General features: G+C 64.1%; 15 protein-coding genes. 13 read left to right on the forward strand and 2 right to left on the reverse strand.

Annotation, left to right across the window (positions count from 1 at the left end):
- Nucleotides 1–20: 20 nt before the first annotated feature.
- A complete protein-coding gene (locus AC1VVK_RS16695; protein WP_132385038.1) occupies nucleotides 21–917 on the reverse strand; it encodes a LysR family transcriptional regulator in 897 nt (298 codons plus the stop codon).
- A gap of 148 nt (nucleotides 918–1,065) precedes the next feature.
- Between AC1VVK_RS16695 and AC1VVK_RS16700 the strand changes: the two genes are divergently transcribed.
- The 11 genes from AC1VVK_RS16700 to AC1VVK_RS16750 all read left to right on the forward strand — a co-directional run bounded on the left by AC1VVK_RS16700 (nucleotide 1,066) and on the right by AC1VVK_RS16750 (nucleotide 12,963).
- Nucleotides 1,066–2,106, forward strand: coding sequence for an NAD(P)-dependent alcohol dehydrogenase (locus AC1VVK_RS16700; protein ID WP_482903860.1), 1,041 nt, complete (start codon nucleotides 1,066–1,068; stop codon nucleotides 2,104–2,106).
- A 181-nt stretch (nucleotides 2,107–2,287) separates the two neighbouring features.
- Nucleotides 2,288–3,751: an efflux transporter outer membrane subunit gene (locus tag AC1VVK_RS16705; RefSeq protein WP_482905189.1), complete on the forward strand. Its 1,464-nt coding sequence runs from the start codon at nucleotides 2,288–2,290 to the stop codon at nucleotides 3,749–3,751.
- Between the two features lie 2 nt (nucleotides 3,752–3,753).
- A complete protein-coding gene (locus tag AC1VVK_RS16710; RefSeq protein WP_482903861.1) occupies nucleotides 3,754–5,079 on the forward strand; it encodes an efflux RND transporter periplasmic adaptor subunit in 1,326 nt (441 codons plus the stop codon).
- A gap of 10 nt (nucleotides 5,080–5,089) precedes the next feature.
- Entirely contained in the window at nucleotides 5,090–5,845 is a 756-nt protein-coding gene (locus AC1VVK_RS16715) for an ABC transporter ATP-binding protein (protein ID WP_482903862.1), read from the forward strand.
- Nucleotides 5,845–7,053: an ABC transporter permease gene (locus AC1VVK_RS16720; protein ID WP_482903863.1), complete on the forward strand. Its 1,209-nt coding sequence runs from the start codon at nucleotides 5,845–5,847 to the stop codon at nucleotides 7,051–7,053. The genes AC1VVK_RS16715 and AC1VVK_RS16720 overlap by 1 nt, the downstream gene beginning before the upstream one ends.
- 23 nt (nucleotides 7,054–7,076) lie before the next feature.
- Nucleotides 7,077–7,826: an enoyl-ACP reductase FabI gene (gene fabI, locus AC1VVK_RS16725; protein WP_482903864.1), complete on the forward strand. Its 750-nt coding sequence runs from the start codon at nucleotides 7,077–7,079 to the stop codon at nucleotides 7,824–7,826.
- A gap of 95 nt (nucleotides 7,827–7,921) precedes the next feature.
- On the forward strand, nucleotides 7,922–8,752 hold the full coding sequence (locus AC1VVK_RS16730; protein ID WP_482903865.1) for a universal stress protein: 831 nt from the start codon (nucleotides 7,922–7,924) through the stop codon (nucleotides 8,750–8,752).
- 164 nt (nucleotides 8,753–8,916) lie between these two features.
- Complete coding sequence (locus AC1VVK_RS16735) at nucleotides 8,917–9,180, forward strand: GlsB/YeaQ/YmgE family stress response membrane protein (RefSeq protein WP_132385045.1); 264 nt, start codon at nucleotides 8,917–8,919, stop codon at nucleotides 9,178–9,180.
- Nucleotides 9,181–9,303: 123 nt separating this feature from the next.
- Nucleotides 9,304–10,260 (forward strand): L,D-transpeptidase, encoded by a 957-nt coding sequence (locus AC1VVK_RS16740; protein WP_482905190.1) that lies wholly within the window; start codon nucleotides 9,304–9,306, stop codon nucleotides 10,258–10,260.
- 174 nt (nucleotides 10,261–10,434) lie between these two features.
- Nucleotides 10,435–11,445, forward strand: coding sequence for a 2-hydroxyacid dehydrogenase (locus AC1VVK_RS16745; RefSeq protein WP_482903866.1), 1,011 nt, complete (start codon nucleotides 10,435–10,437; stop codon nucleotides 11,443–11,445).
- Between the two features lie 3 nt (nucleotides 11,446–11,448).
- A complete protein-coding gene (locus tag AC1VVK_RS16750) occupies nucleotides 11,449–12,963 on the forward strand; it encodes an L-lactate permease (protein WP_482903867.1) in 1,515 nt (504 codons plus the stop codon).
- Nucleotides 12,964–12,985: 22 nt separating this feature from the next.
- On the opposite strand, the gene AC1VVK_RS16755 is transcribed toward AC1VVK_RS16750, so the two are convergent.
- Nucleotides 12,986–13,720: a class I SAM-dependent methyltransferase gene (locus AC1VVK_RS16755; protein ID WP_482903868.1), complete on the reverse strand. Its 735-nt coding sequence runs from the start codon at nucleotides 13,718–13,720 to the stop codon at nucleotides 12,986–12,988.
- 1,060 nt (nucleotides 13,721–14,780) lie between these two features.
- Here AC1VVK_RS16755 and katG point away from each other — a divergent pair.
- Nucleotides 14,781–16,973, forward strand: a complete 2,193-nt coding sequence (katG, locus tag AC1VVK_RS16760) for a catalase/peroxidase HPI (protein ID WP_482903869.1) — start codon at nucleotides 14,781–14,783, stop codon at nucleotides 16,971–16,973.
- A 214-nt stretch (nucleotides 16,974–17,187) separates the two neighbouring features.
- Nucleotides 17,188–18,603 carry an adenosylhomocysteinase gene (gene ahcY, locus AC1VVK_RS16765; RefSeq protein ID WP_132385050.1) on the forward strand — a complete coding sequence of 472 codons (1,416 nt, stop codon included), beginning with the start codon at nucleotides 17,188–17,190 and terminating at the stop codon, nucleotides 18,601–18,603.
- The last annotated feature ends 114 nt before the right edge of the window (nucleotides 18,604–18,717 follow it).

Consider the following 18,717-nt stretch of genomic DNA (forward strand, 5'->3'; position numbering starts at 1 on the left):
CGATCGGCGGCGCCGGACATTCACCCGCCGCGATAACGCAGCGCGTCCACCAGCAGGCGGAAGGCGGCGGAAGACTGGCGACGGCTGGGGTAGTACAGGTGATATCCGGGGAAGGGCTGGCACCAGTCCTCCAGCAGCGGAACGAGCGCGCCTGATTCCACATAGGGGCGCGAGAACGATTCCATCATGATTGCGATCCCGCTGCCGTCCAGCGCCGCTTTCAGGATCATCGGCATCGAATTGAACGTCAATTGCCCATCGACGCGGACGTTCAGGGCGCGGCCATCGCGTTCGAATTCCCAGGCATAGAGATTGCCGCGCGTGCGGAAGCGCAAGTTGATGCACTGGTGGCCGGCAAGATCGTGCGGCGTCACGGGTCTGCCGTGGCGCGCGAGATATTCGGGCGAGGCAACCGGCACCAGCCGCATCTCCGGCCCGATGCAGACCGCGATCATGTCGCGCGCGACCGACTCGCCCAGACGGATACCCGCATCGAAACGGTCGGCGACGATGTCGGACAGGCCGGAATCGACGCTGACTTCCACGTTGATCTCGGGATAGCGCTCAAGGAACGGCTTGAGCGAGGGCCAGAGCAGTTCGTGGGCGGCGTGTTCGGTGGTCGTCAGACGGATCGTGCCGGCCGGACGCTCGCGCAGTTCCCCGATGGTGGTCAGGCTCTGGTCGATCTCCTGAAAGGCCGGGCGCAGGCTGGCGAGCAGCCGCTCGCCCGCCTCGGTGGGCGCGACGCTGCGCGTGGTGCGGGCCAGCAGGCGAACGCCGAGTCGCGCTTCCAGCCGGCGGATCGTATGGCTCAGCGCCGATTGCGAGGAACTCAGCTTGGCGGCCGCGCGGGTAAAACTGCCCTCGTCGGCGACGGCGATGAAGGCGATGAGGTCGGCCATGTGCTCACGTTGCATTCATGAGCCTCTATCATGACTGCATTGCGATTTCCTCCGGTTTTCGTGAGCGTTCGCTGTCCCTATATGAGGGTATGCTGCATTGCGGCATCCGATTCCCCGAAAATACCCTTTCCCAGGCACTCTTCCTCCAAGGATCTCCCCAGACATGAAGACCATCGGCTATGCCGCCCAGTCTCCCGAGACTCCGCTTGCCCCCTACGAGTTCGAGCGCCGCGACCTGCGTCCGGACGATGTCGCCATCGAGATCCTCTACTGCGGTGTCTGCCATTCGGACCTGCATACCGCCCGCAACGACTGGGGAGGCGCGCGGTACCCGATCGTTCCGGGCCACGAGATCGTCGGCCGCGTGACGGCGGTCGGCCCCGAAGTGACGCGCCACGCGGTGGGCGATACGGTCGCCGTCGGTTGCCTTGTCGACAGCTGCGGCCACTGCGACCAGTGCGAGCGCGACCTTGAAAACTATTGCCGCAACGGCTGGACCGGCACCTACAACGGTCTCGACAAGGTGACCGGCGAAGTGACGCAGGGCGGTTATGCGCGCGCCATCGTCGTGCGCGAGGAATTCGTCCTCACCATGCCCGAGGGTCTCGACGTCTCCAAGGCGGCCCCGCTGCTCTGCGCGGGCATCACCACCTATTCGCCGCTGCGCGAATGGAACGTGGGCGAAGGCAGCCGCGTCGGCGTGATCGGCCTTGGCGGTCTTGGCCACATGGCGGTCAAGCTCGCCGCCGCGATGGGCGCGGACGTCACCGTGTTCAGCCGCACGCCGGGCAAGGAGCAGGATGCGCTGGATCTGGGCGCCAAGCGCGTGCTGATCTCCAGCGATGTCGAGGCGATGAAGGCGGCTGCCAACAGCTTCGACGTCATAATCGATACCGTGCCGGTGAAGCACGATCTCAATCCCTACCTGCCGCTGGTGGATATAGACGGCAGCCTGGTGCTGGTCGGCCAGATCGGCCCGGTGGACGAGCCGATCACCACGCCGCTGATCTTCGGCCGCCGCCGTATTGCCGGTTCGCTGATCGGCGGCATCGCCGAAACGCAGGAAATGCTCGACTTCTGCGCCGAGAAGAACATCCTTCCCGAAGTAGAGATGATCCGCATGGACGAGATCAACCACGCCTTCGAACGCATGGAACGGTCCGAGGTGCACTATCGCTTCGTGATCGACATGAGCACGCTCTAAGTCTCATCCAAATCATGGACCATGAATGGCCGGCGCATCTTGCGCCGGCCATTTTCGTTGGGGCGGCTGATACACGTTGCAACAATTTATCTGCGGCCTTTCACCTTGACCTGAAAGGCAAAACAAGGACATCCTCGCGCTCCCCCAAGGGCTGTGGAGTCCCTCGAACTTGCGAGCTGCAATCGTCCGACGTCTTCCGCTCCCGCTTGCCTTTTGTCTGCTCTCCGCATGCACGGTCGGGCCGAACTACGCTCCCAAGAGTGCGGCCGAACTCGGCGTGCCTGACCAATGGTCGGTCACCGCGCCGCCGGCTGCTGCGGACCTGACGCACTGGTGGCAGACATTCGACGATCCCGTGCTGACCCAACTGATCGATCAGGCGGCCGCCGCCAATCTCGATCTGGCGCAGGCACTGGCGCGGCTGCGGCAGGCGCGGGAATCGCTGGTCATCAGCCGCTCCGCGCTGCTCCCCTCGGTCTCGGCGTCGGGCAGCATCAACCGCACCGAACCGCTCAAGGGCGGCGGTACCACGCTCACCCAGCCGGACGGCACCGTGGTCGTTGCCGGCAGCGGCGGCAGCACCAGTTTTTCGCTGGGCGCGGATGCCAGCTATCAGCTTGACGTGTTCGGCGGAAACCGCCGCGCGGTGGAAGCCAGCAAGGCGCAGTTCGAAGGCTCCGGCTTCGATTATGCGACCACGCTGCTCTCGGTGGAGAGCGAAGTGGCGCGCAACTATGTGCTGGCGCGCGGCTATCAGGCGCAGCTGGACAATGCCCAGGCCAGTCTGGCCATTCAGGACGACAACCTGAGCATCGCCCACTGGCGGGTGATGGCCGGGCTGGTATCCTCGCTCGACGAGCAGCAGGCCCGCGGCAGCCGCGCGCAGGCGGCGGCGGCAATCCCGCAGATCGAGCAACAATATGCGGCAGCGGTGGCCCGGATCGGCGTGCTCACCGGGCAGGCGCCGGGTGCGCTGCGCCCGCTGATGGAGGCGCCGAAACCCATTCCCGTGGGCCCGCGCGAGCTCGGCGCAGGCATCCCCGCGAACGTGCTGCGCCAGCGGCCGGACGTACGCTCGGCCGAACGCAATCTGGCGGCGGCGACGGCCGAGATCGGCGTGGCGAAGGCGCAGCTTTACCCGCAGTTCAACATCTCGGCCAGCATCGACACCAATGCGGCCAGCTTCGGCGGCCTGTTCGAGACGATCACCGGCGGCCTGTTCGGCGGGATCAGCCAGGCGATCTTCAACGGTGGCCGCCTCAATGCGCAAGTCCGCTCCAGCCGCGCGGCGGCGGACGGTGCCTTTGCGGCCTACAAGTCCTCGGTCCTGACCGCGATGGAGGATGTCGAGAACGCCGTGGTCGCGCTGCAGACGGCCGAAGCGCGGGAAAAGGAATTCGCGATCGCGCTCGACGCCTCGAACAATTCGGCGCTCCTGGCGCGGATGCAGTACCGCTCCGGCCTAACCGACTTCACGACGCTGAACACGCAGGAAATCGCGCTCGTTTCCGCGCGGAACGGGTTGGTCCAGGCCCATGCCGACCGCGCGACTGCGATGATCGCCCTCTACAACGCGCTCGGCGGCGGCTGGGACCCCGGCGCCGATTACACCGCGCTCGCCACGAAGCCACAGGGAACCGACTGAGCATGGCCGACGAAACCCTCGACGAATTCCTCGGTGCCGACAAGCGCCCGCTGTGGCAGCGCAAGTGGGTGCCGTGGACGGCGCTGGCGCTTGTCGTGGCTCTGGCGTTGCTGCTCTCGCAGTGCTTCGGCGGCGCGGAGAAAGTGAACTACGCCACGACCAAGGCCGAGAAAGGCCACCTCGTCACCACGGTGGCCGCCACCGGCAGGCTGGCACCGACCAATCAGGTGACGGTCGGTTCGCAGCTTTCGGGGCTCGTGGTCAAGGTGCTGGTCGACGTCAACGATCGGGTCGAGCGCGGGCAAGTGCTTGCCGAGATCGATCCCGAACAGATCGAGGACCAGATCCGCCAGTACACGGCGCAAGTGAATGCCAATCAGGCGCAAGTCGCGCAGGCAAGGGCGACGCTGGCGGAATCGCAGGCGCAGCTTGCTCGTCTTGAGGAAGTCTCACGGCTGTCGGGCGGCAAGGTGCCTTCCGGAACCGAGCTGCAGGCGGGCCGTGCTGATGTCCAACGCGCACGGGCTGTCCTGAAGACCGCCGAAGCCAATGTGGAGGCGGCCAAGGCGACCTTGGCGCAGAGCCAGACGCAGCGCTCCCGCGCGCTGATCGTCTCTCCGGTCTCGGGCGTGGTCCTCGCGCGTGAAGTCGATCCCGGCCAGACCGTGGCTTCCTCGTTCAACACGCCAACGCTGTTCGTGATTGCCGAGGATCTCAGCAAGATGAAGCTGGAAGTCGCCATCGACGAGGCGGACGTGGGCACCGTGAAGCAAGGGCAGGCGGCGAACTTCACGGTCGACGCTTTCCCGGGCGAGACTTTCCCCGCGAAGATCATCCGCGTGGAGATCGGCTCCAACCAGACGGTGTCCTCGGCCACTTCGTCCAGCACGTCCTCGACCACCAGCACCACCGGTCAGGTGGTTTCCTATGCGGCCGACCTGTCTGTGGCCAATGAAGACTTCCGCCTGCGCCCGGGCATGACCGCGACGGCGGAGATCGTGACCTCGGACAAGAACGGCGTGCTGCTGATCCCCAATGCCGCACTCTCGTTCACGCCCGAAACCAGCGGCAGCGCGAAGAAATCGGGCGGCGGCGTCACTTCGGCGATCGGCTTCCGTCCGCCGCGCCGGGGCCAGCCGGCGGCCAAGAGCGCCACGGTGGAACGCGGATCGCGCCGGACGATCTATATTCTGGGCGCAGACGGCAAGCCGCAGGCCATCGGGGTCGTCACCGGCTCCAGCAACGGCCAGCAGACCGAAGTGGTGGGCGGCGAACTCAAGCCCGGCATGCAGGTCATCACCGGCCAGCTCGCCTCGAACGGAAGCTGAGGGCAGGGCCGTGGCCGAAACCGGCTCCGACGCCGTACCCCTCATCGCCCTGCGCGGGATCACCAAGGTCTTCGGCGAGGGAGAGACCGCGTTCCGCGCGCTCAAGGGCGTGGACCTCGACATCATGGCGGGTGATTTCGTCGCGGTCATGGGCCCCTCGGGTTCCGGCAAGTCGACGATGATGAACATCCTCGGCTGCCTCGACGTGGCGAGCGGCGGGGAATACCTGTTCCAAGGCCACCACGTCGAAACGCTCGACCGCGATCAGCGCGCGCTGCTGCGGCGCAAGTACCTTGGCTTCGTGTTCCAGGGCTTCAACCTGCTGGCGCGCACGTCGGCGTTGGAGAACGTGGAACTGCCGCTGCTTTATCGCGGCGATGCCAAGCATGAACGGCGCAAGGCGGCGATGAATGCGCTTGAGCGCGTGGGCCTTGCCGAATGGGCGCACCACACGCCGGGCGAGCTTTCCGGCGGCCAGCAGCAACGCGTGGCGATTGCGCGCGCCATCGTCACCAATCCCGAAGTGCTGCTGGCGGACGAGCCCACCGGCAATCTCGACAGCCAGCGCTCGATCGAGATCATGGAGTTTCTCTCCACGCTCAACCGCGATTCCGGAATTACTGTGCTGATGGTCACGCACGAGCCTGACATGGCCGAATTCGCGCGGCGGATCGTCCATTTCAAAGACGGGCTGATCGACCGGATCGAGCAGGGCAACGCCCGTCAGGCCGCGCCGAATGCGTCCGATTCCGGAGTTACCGGCTGATGCTGAGCACGATCCTCCTTCTCGCGCTGCGCTCGATCCGCCGTCACGTGTTGCGCTCGCTGTTGACGATGCTTGGCATTGTCATCGGCGTTGGCGCGGTGGTGTCGATGGTAACGCTGGGCCGGGCGACCACCGTGGCAGTGACGCAGCAGATTGCGGCACTGGGCACCAATATCCTGCAAGTCCGTCCGGGGCAGGGCTTCGGTCGCGGCGGCGGCGGCACCACGCCGCGTGATTTCGACCCATCCGATATCGTCGCAATCCGTCAGCAAGTGGGCGGGGTGACCGCTGTGGCCCCGTCGGTCTCGTCCAGCGCGACCGCGATTTTCGAGGGCGCCAACTGGTCCACCACGATCAACGGCACGACGTCGGACTACTTCAAGATCCAGCCCTGGCCGCTACAGGAAGGGCGCCTGTTTTCCGAGGATGAGGAAAGTGCGGGCAAGGCGGTCTGCATCATCGGTTCCACCGTTTCGCGCAACCTGTTCGGCAATGCCAATCCCGTTGGAAAGCGCTTCCGTCTGGGGCAGGTGAGCTGCGACGTGATCGCCCTGCTTACCACCAAGGGGCAGGCCGGGTTCGGCGGCGACCAGGACGATACCGTCATCATGCCGCTCAAGACCGTGCAGCGGCGGTTCCTGGGCACCACCACGATCCGCACCATTCTTGTGGGCATCGACGGCAACTATTCGAGCGAGCAGGTCCAGTCCACGCTGACCAACCTGCTGCGCGAACGGCGGCGGATCACCGCCGGCAAGGAAGATGACTTCAACATCTTCGACACCAAGCAGATATCGGACACGCTGACCCAGACGACCACGATGCTGACGCGGATCGTTGCCGCCGTGGCGGCGATCAGCCTTGTCGTCGGCGGGATCGGTATCATGAACATCATGCTCGTCTCGGTGACCGAGCGCACGCGTGAGATCGGTATCCGCCTCGCCATCGGCGCCGTGGCGAGCGAGGTGCTGATGCAGTTCCTGGTGGAAGCCATCGTGCTGTCATGCCTGGGCGGACTGATCGGGCTGATCCTCGCACAAATCGTGGTCGCCGCGGCGGTGCCGCTGATGGGCGTGCCGTGGATCTTCGAGCCCGGCGTCAATCTCGGTGCTTTCGCGGTTTCTGCGATTATCGGTGTGGTCTTCGGCTATTTTCCGGCGCGGCGGGCAGCCAGTCTCAACCCCATCGACGCCCTGAGACACGAGTAAGAGTCACCGAAAGGAGGCGGCATATGCGCGGACTGATCGTGGGCATGGCGAACGACCAGTCGCTCGCTTGGGGCTGCGCGGTGGGCTTGCGGGCCGGGGGTGCCGAACTGGCCATCACCTATCAGAACGACAAGGCGCGCCGTTTCGTGGAGCCGCTGGCACAGGAACTGGAAGCCCCGATCTTCGCGCCGCTGGACGTGACCGACCCGGCCCAAGTCGAGGCACTGTTCGCAGAAATTGCGGAGCGTTGGGGCAGTCTCGATTTCCTGCTCCATTCGATTGCCTTCGCGCCGAAGGAGGACCTTCACGGCCGCGTGGTCGACAGCTCGGTGGAAGGGTTCTGCCTGGCAATGGACGTCTCCTGCCACTCATTGATCCGCCTCGCCCGCCATGCCGAGCCGCTGATGAACGAGGGCGGAGCGATCCTGACGATGAGTTTCTACGGCTCCGAAAAGGTCGTGCCCAGCTACGGGATCATGGGCCCGGTCAAGGCCGCGCTGGAGGCGAGTGTGCGCTATCTGGCCGGGGAGCTTGGGCCGTCCGGAATTCGCGTGAATGCTCTCTCGACCGGGCCGGTGCGCACGCGCGCGGCTTCCGGCCTTTCGCACCTCGACGCGCTGATCCGCCTCGCCTCGGAGAAGGCGCCGCTGCACCAGTTGGTGACGATCGAGCAGATCGGCCACATGGCGGCGTTCCTGCTGGGCCCCAAGGCGCGCTTCGTGACCGGGCAGACCGTCTATGTCGACAGCGGCTACAACGCGGTGAGCGGATGAGCGGGGCAGCCGATGCATGAGGCGTGACCTCGTCGCCGGCTTCGATTAGGTTTCCGGATCCCGGAGCGATTTCAGCAGGGAGTTTGGCGATGTCGATGGGTGCGATCTTGGTGGCGACGGACCTCAGTGCCCGAAGCGACCGTGCGATTGACCGGGCATTCGAACTGGGGCGCGACCTCGGCGCGGCGGTGAAAGTGGTCCATGTCGTCAAGCCGGAGGGCCACACCGGACTGCTGGAAGAACTGGTCGAAAGCCGCGTGCGCGAGACTCTGCCGGAACTGGGCGAGAGCGCCGAAATCCTGCTGCCGGAAGGCTCGCCGCCGGGCACCATCGCGCGGGTCGCCGGGGAACAGGGCGCGGCGCTGATCGTGGCCGGAGTGGCGCGGTTCAACCAGATTTCGGACTATTTCCTCGGCACGGCGGTCGATTACCTTGTCCGCCATGCCGAAGTGCCGGTGCTGGTGGTCAAGCAGCGCCAGCGGGGGCTCTATCGCCGCCTGCTTGTGCCCAGCGACTTTTCGGTAGCATCCAAGGCAGCGGTTCTCGCAGCGGCCCGCCTGTTTCCCGACGCAGCGATCCGGGTGGTGCACGTGTTCCACGTCGGTTTCGAGGGGTGGGGCGTGGCCGATCACGTGATGGAGGAAACGCTGGCCCGCGCCGAGGGAGACATGGCCGAATTCCTCGCCTCGTCGGACTTTGCGGACCTTAATCCCGGTCGGATCGAGGGCGTTCTGGCAGGCGGCGAGCCGGAGGTTGCATTGGGTAAGGCGATCGAGGCCTATCAGCCGGACCTTGTTGTGCTGGGGACGCAGGGCGGCGGCGTTCTGCGCCGACTGGCAGTGGGCAGCCGTGCCTCGTCGCTGCTTTCCTGGGTCCGTCCCGATACCCTGATGGTGCGGCTTACCGAGCAGACCGAAAACCCATAGCCGCCTGTGACCCTGTGAAAACACACAGTATCCATTGACGATCGAAGCATCCGGGCGCAGTCTGCATTGCACGTGTTCTACTAAAAGTTCGATGTTCTGGTGTGTCAGCACTTTCGGTACGTTCAGGATGGTCTTGAGCGGCTGGAAGAGGTCAGGAGATGGACATGGGGTGGATTATCGCATTGATCGTGGGCGGTGTCGCCGGTTGGCTCGCCAGTCTCGTCATGAACCGCGACGCATCGATGGGTATTGTCTGGAACATCGTTGTCGGCTGCGTCGGCTCGGTGATCGGCAATTTCATCGCCAACCGCTTCGGAATTGCCGGATCGGTCAAGGAATTCTCCATCGTAGGCCTGATCGTGGCGTTTTTCGGCGCGGTGATCCTGCTTGCCATCGTCAATTTCATCCAGCGCGGCACAGTCCGCTGAAATCCTGCTGAAGGCAGTACCGGCGGAACGCAAAACGGAGCGGCCGTTCGACGTGGAGTTGCAGAGGACCTGATGAAGGCAGGAACAAGGCTGGCGCTGGGCGCGTCATGTGTGCTTGGCGTAATGTGCTGGACGAACCCTGGCTTCGCGCAAGGCGCCAAGGCAACGTCTCCACCCGAATTCGCGCGGCGGATCGAAAATCTCAAGCCCGGCGAATGGGTCTGGGCGCCGACCGTGGCGCCCTCGGGGCCGGTCCTGGTCTATGTCGATCTCTCGAAGCAGATCGCGCTGGTCTATCGCAACGGCGTGCGCATCGCAGCGGCCACGGTATCCAGCGGCAAGGACGGTTATGCCACGCCGACTGGTGTCTTCACCATCCTTCAGAAGGATGCGAAGCACCGTTCCAGCACGTACAACAACGCGCCGATGCCCTATCAGCAGCGGCTGACGTGGGATGGTGTCGCGCTTCATGCAGGCGGCTTGCCCGGCTATCCCGAGAGCCACGGCTGCGTTCACTTGCCCTATGAGTTCGCGCGCGAACTGTTCTCCATCACCAAGCTGGGCGTCACGGTCGTTGTCCAAGGCGATGCCGCCACGCATATGCGTACCAGCGACAACAGCCTGCTCACCCCGTTCAACAATCGCGGCGAGGCGGTCGAGCATCAACCTCTGGCAGGCGGCGAGCAGTATCGCTGGAAGCCCGAACTGGAGCGCGAGGGGCCGCTCTCGATCATCGTTTCCAAGCTCGACCAGCGCGTGGTCGTGCTGCGCAACGGGACCGAGATCGGCCGCAGCATTGCCGAAGTGAATGATGATGATCCCGGCAGCCATGTGATTACGCTCGTGACGCAGGGCGGGAAGCCGCAATGGGTTTTCGTCGGGCTTCCCGGCCACAGCGATGACGAAGGGCGCGCGGTCGATGAGGCCGTGCTCAACCGTCTGCGCTTGCCACGCGGCTTCTATGAAAAGGTGAAGGCTGCGCTCACGCCCGGCGCGACCATCCTGATTACCGATTCGCGCGTGGGTGCCGAGCCGCTGGAACACCTCACGGTGATCGACGCGGTCAGGCCCGCGCCTTGATTCAGGCCGCCATCGCCGGGCGTCCGGCCCGGGATTTGGGCCTCAAATCGGATATCCGGATCGGGTCGTCCCACCCGCTGCACATATCGTCGATGACAGGCGACAGCGGCCGCGCGGTTTGTCAGGTAAATACCTGTCTCCCTTCGAATTCGTCATGGCTTCTGGAGAACTCGCGTGAAGATCGCCGTTTTCAGCACGAGACCCTACGACCGTGAATTCCTGGAGCAGGCAAACGAGGCCACCGGAGGGCGGCATGCCTTCTCGTGGTACGAGTCCCGGCTCAATGTGACGACCGCCGATCTGGCGCGCGGACACGACTGCATCTGTGCTTTCGTTAACGACCATCTCGGCCGGGCCGAGTTGGACATTCTGGCCGGACAGGGCACCCGCCTGATCGCGCTGCGCAGCGCCGGTTTCAACAATGTCGATCTGGACGCAGCGCGCGATCTGAACATCGAAATTGGCCGCGTGCCCGCCTATTCGCCCGACGCCATTGCCGAACATGCGGTGGCGCTGATCCTCACGCTCAACCGCAAGATCCACAAGGCCTACGCCCGCGTGCGGGAAGGCAACTTCGCGCTGGAAGGCCTGCTGGGCTTCGACCTCAAGGGCAAGGTCGCCGGGGTGATCGGTACCGGCAAGATCGGCATCAACGTCGCCCGGATCCTCAAGGGCTTCGGCTGCGAGGTGGTGGCGAGCGATCCGTTCGAGACAGCGGAACTGACAGCCATCGGTGGCCGCTATGTGCCGCGCGATGAACTCTTCGCGATGTGCGACATCATCACGCTCCATTGCCCGCTCACACCGGATACGCACCATCTGATCGGCCGTGCGGCGATTGGGGCGATGAGGGACGGCGTCATGCTGATCAACACCAGCCGCGGCGCGGTGATGGATGCGCGCGCGGTAATCCACGGGCTCAAGAGCGGGCGGATCGGTTACGTCGGGCTCGACGTCTACGAGGAGGAGGAAGACCTGTTCTTCGAGGACCTGTCCGAACAGGTGATCCGCGACGATGTCTTCGTGCGGTTGATGACCTTCCCCAACGTGCTCATTACCGGGCATCAAGGGTTCTTCACGCGGGAGGCGATGACAGCCATCGCCGGCACCACCATCGCCAATATCAGCGCGTTCGAGGACACGGGCGTGCCGCTTCATCCGGTCCAGGTCGAACGCCGGGGCTGACCCGTGGCAGGATTCGCGATCCTTCCGATCCTCCTCCTGGTGCTGTTGATGACTGTGCTGCGTTGGTCGGCGGCCGTGGCGGGGACCGTGGCAGCGGTCGCGGCGGCAACCGTGGCGGTCGTGGTTTTCCAGTTCGGCGAAACTCCGGCGGATCTTGCAGGCCCCATTCTGGAGGCGGCCTTCACGGCTGCGACGATCCTGTGGATCATCTTTCCCGCGCTCTCGATCCACGAGTACCAGACCCACACCGGCGCCACGGGCGTGATCGGCAATTGGCTGTCCTCGATCTCCGATAGTCCGGCGGCGACGGCGCTGTTGCTGGGCTGGTTTTTCGCGCTGTTCCTCGAAGGTGCCTCGGGTTTCGGTACGCCGGTTGCCATCCTGGCGCCCATGCTGGTGGCGCTGGGGGTTTCGCCTTCGCGCGCGGTATTGACGGCGCTGCTGGGCCATGTCGTTGCGGTGTCGTTCGGAGCCGTAGGCGCGCCGATGGTGCCGCTGCTGGAGGCCGGTCTGCTCGACGAGCGGCGACTGGCTCTGGAGATCTTGCTGCTCCACGCCTGCCTCGGCTGGGTCATGACCTTGCTGGTCGTGCGCTACGCGGCGGTCGGGCCGGCGATAGCAGGAGCGGCCGGAGGTAATGACGCCACGCCGATGGCGCGGCGTTTCGCTCTCGTCGCTGCCGTGTGCTTCTTCGGCGCGGCGGCAGTGGTCGCCATGCTGTCGGGAGCGGAACTGCCGGCGCTGGGTGGCGCATTGCTGGGCGGTGCGCTGTTCGTCGCGTGGCTGCGGCGGGGGCCTTCCGCTTCCAGCCGCTCAGGGCCGGGCGTCATGGCTGTGCTGATGGCGGGGCTGCCGTACATCGTGCTGGTGGTGCTGATCCTCGGCAGTCGCCTGATCGGTCCGCTGCGCACGGCGCTGCGGGCCGATCGTATCGAATGGACATACGGAACCGGCTTTGGCGACGTGATGCTGCCGTTCTATCATCCCGGCACGATGCTGATGGCGGCGTTTCTGGTGACGGCGGTGGTCCATCGCTCGTCGCCGCGACTGGTCGGCACCTCCATGGTCGCGGCGGCGCGGCGGCTGCCGCAAGTCGCCATCGCGCTGGTGGCGGTGCTGACACTGGCACGTTTCATGGTCCATGGCGGGCTGATCGATGCGCTGGCCGTGGGTGTGACCACGCTGTTCGGCCGACTTTGGCCGCTGGCGGTGCCGCTGGTGGGCGCGCTCGGCTCGTTCGTGACGGGATCGGGGACCGCTTCGAACATCATCTTTGCCAATTTCCAGGTCGCGGCCGCAGATGCCGTGCGCATGCCGCATGGGTTGGCGCTTGCAGGGCAGAGTGTGGGGTCCGCGATCGGCAACATCATCGCGCCGCACAATATCGTTGCAGGCACGGCGACGGTCGGCCTTGTTGGACGCGAGGGAGAAACACTTGCGAACACGGTTCCGATTTGCCTCGGCTACGTGGCCGCGGCGGGTGTGCTCGTACTGCTTTTGCAGACGGTGCTGCCCTGATCTGGGCGGTCCGGCTAGCCCGTCAATGCCGGCGTGCACAAAGCATTGCAGCGTCGGTGCCGTCATGATCTTCGTAGCGCACCAGTATCTCGCCAAAACCCTTTTCGTGAAACAGGCGAAGAACGGCATCCAATGGATACTCGTTCATCTGCATTACAGGCGTGTCGGCTGCCCTGCCGCCGAGCAGGTTCAGCACCGCCTGTCCACCAGGAACGATATGGCGAATATGATAGCCCAGTTTGTGCCAGAGGCTTTGATTGCGCTTCGTGGAGAGCTGGATGAGACATCCACCGCCGGGCCGCACGCGCTCAAGCAACTGGCTGAGAAGTACCATGCCGCGTGCGACCGGGATATGCTGAAACACGATGCAGCTATTCACGAAGTCGAACGTCCCCTCGACCCGCGAAAGCGTGTCGTCGGACAGGAGATAATCGATTTGCCGGCCTTCGCTGTTGCGACGGGCTTCTTCCAGCATGGCCGGCGCAATATCGAGCCCGACGACCGCGCCGAAGTGCTCGGACAGCGGAATGGTCAGCCGTCCAACGCCGCACCCGAAATCCAGCGCGCGTTCGCGCGGCAAGGCACCGAAATGCCGTTCGATCTGCGCAACCCAATGTGCCACGAATGCCTGTCCGCTCTCGAAGAAATGCTGCCGGTTTGCATCGATATTGCCGCTGCGAAAGCGGGCGTGGGTGAGAACCGCGTAATAAGGATCGCGCTCACCCCATAAGCGCCAATTGTGATCGCTGTCAGCCATTGCGAGGCTTTATCCATGTCTGCTCGGACCGCCAAAACGCATGTAAAGGCTTATCAACGTTTTGATACGGAATTTATCTTTCACAGGCGGCGATACCCATGGCACGTCCGGCGCCTGAAATTGACGGATATTGCAGGTTTTATAGTTTGGTGATTTGCGGTTCCTTGTCGGCTGGGTTCATTCGCTACCCATCTGGCTGAGATCCAGAAGGCGAGTGCTAAAAATCGTCCGGATTTTTCGATTTCGTTCCCAATTTAACTACGAGCGTAAATTATAATTTGGCGCATGATGCTCTAAAGGATGAGTTTTTCGAAACACCTTGACTTAAGGGGCAAGATTATCGTCTTATCCCTGTAATATTTGGCGGCAACAGCAAGCCAAGGGACGTTCGGCGTCCTGAAGGGGAGGAAACGCGACTACGGCATGCGCTTTTCCGAGTGCCATCGCTGAAACGATGGCGGGTTAACGCGACAGGATGCCGATTCCCTTTGTCTTTTCGCGGCGGGTCGCTACGAGCCCGCTCGCAAGTTCATTCGTTTCGCGGCAGTCGGGTTCCCGGCTGCCCGCAAGGGAGTGCGTTGCAAGGTCCTGAAGCGTCGGGGTTCTTGCAGCGCCGATTTTCCGCCTCCTGTGCCAAGTCACCACCGAGCGCGACAGGAGGCGGAAAACACCCCGGATGGACATCCCCGGCGGCAGGTCGTTTTGTGCGCGGGATGAGTCGAAACCGACTTTGTCATCCGCCCGTCGCGCGCGTCCGCCATGGTGCCTTCATCTAATCCTTCTCGATTGATGATCGGAATTATGCATGACCGATCAGTACAATACGGCCTTTGATCGCCTGTCGGATTCTGGCACTCTCCCGCCGTTGGCAGACGATTCCGGGAGCGACCCATGGCCAGGGGTCTCAGGATTTTCGACACGTCTTTCATGCGGGAGCCTGTTGTTGCGGCACCCCGTTTGCTGCGGCTGATCGTCAGGCCTTCACATACCGACCTCGTGACCTGAATCCCCGAAGCAGGGATCGACAAGGCCGGGAAGAGGATCAACAAGGAGAGAACCCATGGACGCGAAGACCAGTGGCTGCCCGATGCACGGCGAACCCGTGCGATCGCTCCTCGGACGCACCAACCGTGACTGGTGGCCGAACCAGCTCAGTCTGGACATTCTGCGGCAGGGCGGCGTCAGCCCCAGCCCGATGGACCCGGATTTCGACTATGCCACCGCCTTCAAGTCGCTCGACCTTGCTGCGGTCAAGGCTGACCTTACCGCGCTGATGACCGACAGCCAGCCGTGGTGGCCGGCGGACTATGGCCACTATGGTCCGTTCTTCATCCGCATGGCCTGGCACAGTGCCGGCACCTATCGCATCGGTGACGGTCGCGGCGGTGCCGGTGCGGGCGACCAGCGGTTCGCGCCGCTCAATTCCTGGCCTGACAACGCCAATCTCGACAAGGCGCGTCGCCTGCTCTGGCCGGTGAAGCAGAAGTATGGCGAGAAGCTCTCCTGGGCGGACCTGATGATCCTGGCCGGCAATGTGGCCTTCGAATCGATGGGTGCACCGGTGCTGGGCTTCGGCGGCGGCCGTGCCGACGTCTATGAGCCCGAAATTGCCGTTTACTGGGGCACCGAGGAGCAATGGGTCGGGCAGGGCGCCGAAACCCGCATCCAGCCCGAGAAGGAAATGGTTCTCGAAAATCCGCTCGCGGCCATCCAGATGGGCCTGATCTACGTCAATCCGGAAGGCCCGGGCGGTAATGCCGACCCGATCGGATCGGCGCGCGACGTGCGCGAGACGTTCGCCCGCATGGGCATGGACGATATCGAGACCGCCGCACTCACCGTGGGCGGCCATACTTTCGGCAAGTGTCACGGCGCGGGCGATGCCGCCAAGGTCGGCCTCGAACCGGAGGGCGCTGATATTGCGCAGCAAGGCCTCGGCTGGCTGAGCGGTCATGAGAGCGGATTCGGCGATCACACGATCACCTCCGGCCTCGAAGGTGCCTGGACGCCCACGCCCACTCAATGGGACATGAGCTTCCTGCACATGCTGCTCGATTATGAGTACGAACTGGTGCACAGCCCCGCCGGTGCGCAGCAATGGCAGCCAGTGAACCAGAAGCCCGAAGACATGGCGCCCGGTGCACACAGCCCGGACCGGCGCCTGCCGACGCTGATGACGACCGCAGACATGGCGTTCAAGGCGGACCCCGAATACCGCAAGATCCTCGAACGCTTCCGCGCCGAACCGGCATGGCTGGAGGATCAGTTCGCCAAGGCCTGGTTCAAGCTCTGCCACCGCGACATGGGCCCGAAGGCGCGCTACCTCGGCGCCGATGTGCCGGCGGAGGACTTCGTCTGGCAGGACCCGCTGCCCAAGGCGGACGGCGCACCGATCGGCGCGGCAGATGTTGCAGCGCTGAAGGACAAGATCCGTGCATCGGGCTTGTCGGTTGCCGAACTGGTCTCCACAGCATGGGCCTCGGCGGTGACCTACCGCAGTTCGGACCATCGCGGCGGTGCCAATGGCGCGCGCATCCGACTTGCTCCGCAGAAGGACTGGGAAGTCAACGAGCCTGCCAAGCTGGCCAAGGTCCTCAAGGTCTATGAGGACATCAAGGCCGGTGCCGGCAAGTCGGTCTCGATTGCCGACCTGATCGTGCTCGGCGGCGGCGTCGGGATCGAGAAGGCGGCGGCCGATGCCGGTACGCCGATCGAGGTTCCTTTCGTTCCCGGCCGCGTCGATGCCACGCAGGAACAGACCGACGTGCACGGTTTCGCGGTGCTGGAACCGCGCGTGGATGGATTCCGCAATTACATCCAGGTTCCCTACAACGTGCCGACCGAGGAACTGCTGGTGGACCGTGCGCAACTGCTGGGCCTCAGCGCTCCGCAGATGGCGGTGCTCGTCGGCGGCCTGCGTGTGCTGGGCGCCAACTTCGGCGGTTCGAAGGATGGCGTCTTCACGACCCGCGAAGGGCAGTTGACGAACGACTTCTTCGTCAATCTGCTCGATATGAAGACCGCCTGGAAGCAGGTTGACGACGAGGCGGATGAGACTTTCATCGGCACCGACCGCGTCAGCAACCAGCAGAAGTGGACGGCAACGCGCACCGATCTGGTGTTCGGCTCCAACTCGCAGCTTCGCGCAATCAGCGAAGTCTATGCCGCCGCCGACGCGGGCAAGAAGTTCGTGCGGGACTTCGTGGCCGCGTGGACGCAAGTGATGAACGCGGATCGTTTCGATCTCGCGTAAACTCGACGCGCAATGAAGAAAGGGGCGGGAGACTGCGGTCTGCCGCCCCTTTCTTGCGTTTCAGGGGTGCGCCGGCGCGCGATAAAAATCAGATATAAAGATATCTTTATATTTGCTTCCGGCCGAGCGAGCGGGTAGGGACGGCACCATCGCGGCGCCCTTCGCCATTCCGGTGCGGGGGCCGTAAAGGCAACACTTCCAGGAGTTCGCGCCCGTGGCCACGACCACCGCCCCCGACTACGCCATTACCGACATCTCGCTTGCCGATTTCGGCCGTACCGAGATCGCCATCGCTGAAACCGAAATGCCGGGCCTGATGGCGCTGCGCGAGGAATTCGGTGCGTCGCAGCCGCTCAAGGGCGCGCGCATCACCGGCTCGCTGCACATGACGATCCAGACCGCCGTGCTGATCGAGACGCTGGTCGCTCTCGGCGCCGACGTGCGCTGGGCCACCTGCAACATCTTCTCCACTCAGGATCACGCCGCTGCCGCCATCGCTGCCGCCGGTATCCCGGTCTACGCGATCAAGGGTGAATCGCTGGCCGATTACTGGGATTACGTGGGCAAGATCTTTGACTGGTCGACGGAAGAGAATCCCGACCAGACCGCCAACCTGATCCTCGACGATGGCGGCGATGCCACCATGTTCGCGCTCTGGGGCGCCCGCGTCGAAGCCGGTGAGCCGCTGTTCGAGCCTTCGAACGCCGAGGAAATCGAGTTCGTCCGCGCGCTAAACGCCTTCCTCAAGGCACGTCCGGGCTACCTGACCGCCTCGGTCAAGGCCATCAAGGGCGTTTCGGAAGAGACCACCACCGGCGTTCATCGCCTCTATCACCTCGCCAAGGACGGCAAGCTGCCGTTCCCCGCGATCAACGTGAACGATTCGGTCACCAAGTCGAAGTTCGACAACCTCTACGGTTGCAAGGAATCGCTGGTCGACGCGATCCGTCGCGCCACCGACGTGATGCTGGCCGGCAAGGTCGCCTGCGTTGCCGGCTTCGGCGACGTCGGCAAGGGTTCGGCCGCTTCGCTCCGCAACGGCGGCGCCCGCGTGATGGTCACCGAAATCGACCCGATCTGCGCGCTGCAGGCCGCCATGGAAGGCTATGAAGTCGTGACCATGGAAGACGCCGTGAAGCGTTGCGACATCTTCGTCACCGCCACCGGCAACGAAGCCGTCATCACCGGCGAGCACATGGAAGCCATGCGCGACAAGGCGATTGTCTGCAACATCGGCCACTTCGACAGCGAGATCCAGATCTCGGCGCTCGACAATTACGACTGGAAGGAAGTCAAGCCGGGCACCGACCTCGTCACCTTCCCGGACGGCAAGCAGATCATCGTGCTGGCCAAGGGCCGCCTGGTGAACCTGGGCTGCGCCACCGGCCACCCCAGCTTCGTGATGTCGTCCAGCTTCACCAACCAGACGCTCGCGCAGATCGAACTCTTCGCCAAGAACGACGAGTACGAGAACCGCGTCTACGTGCTGCCCAAGCACCTCGACGAGAAGGTCGCCGCGCTTCACCTCGACAAGCTGGGCGTGAAGCTCACCAAGCTTTCGAAGAAGCAGGCCGACTACATCGGTGTGCCGGAAGCTGGCCCGTACAAGCCGGACCACTACCGCTATTGATTTAAGTGTGGGCGGGGTTTGGGGTCGATCTCTACGGGTCGCCATTAAGCTCCGTCGTCCCCGCGAAAGCGGGGACCCCGCTTCCTTCTTCCTTTCTTGCCCGCAGAACAAGCG

Source organism: Novosphingobium sp. BL-S-32, assembly GCF_056857055.1.

Excerpts from the sequence above, each read along its gene's own strand:
- AC1VVK_RS16695 (WP_132385038.1), bottom strand. The coding sequence starts at position 917 with ATGCAACGTGAGCACATGGCCGACCTCATCGCCTTCATCGCCGTCGCC.
- AC1VVK_RS16700 (WP_482903860.1), top strand. The coding sequence starts at position 1,066 with ATGAAGACCATCGGCTATGCCGCCCAGTCTCCCGAGACTCCGCTTGCC.
- AC1VVK_RS16710 (WP_482903861.1), top strand. The coding sequence starts at position 3,754 with ATGGCCGACGAAACCCTCGACGAATTCCTCGGTGCCGACAAGCGCCCG.
- AC1VVK_RS16720 (WP_482903863.1), top strand. The coding sequence starts at position 5,845 with ATGCTGAGCACGATCCTCCTTCTCGCGCTGCGCTCGATCCGCCGTCAC.
- fabI (WP_482903864.1), top strand. The coding sequence starts at position 7,077 with ATGCGCGGACTGATCGTGGGCATGGCGAACGACCAGTCGCTCGCTTGG.
- AC1VVK_RS16730 (WP_482903865.1), top strand. The coding sequence starts at position 7,922 with ATGGGTGCGATCTTGGTGGCGACGGACCTCAGTGCCCGAAGCGACCGT.
- AC1VVK_RS16735 (WP_132385045.1), top strand. The coding sequence starts at position 8,917 with ATGGGGTGGATTATCGCATTGATCGTGGGCGGTGTCGCCGGTTGGCTC.
- AC1VVK_RS16740 (WP_482905190.1), top strand. The coding sequence starts at position 9,304 with ATGTGCTGGACGAACCCTGGCTTCGCGCAAGGCGCCAAGGCAACGTCT.
- AC1VVK_RS16755 (WP_482903868.1), bottom strand. The coding sequence starts at position 13,720 with ATGGCTGACAGCGATCACAATTGGCGCTTATGGGGTGAGCGCGATCCT.
- katG (WP_482903869.1), top strand. The coding sequence starts at position 14,781 with ATGGACGCGAAGACCAGTGGCTGCCCGATGCACGGCGAACCCGTGCGA.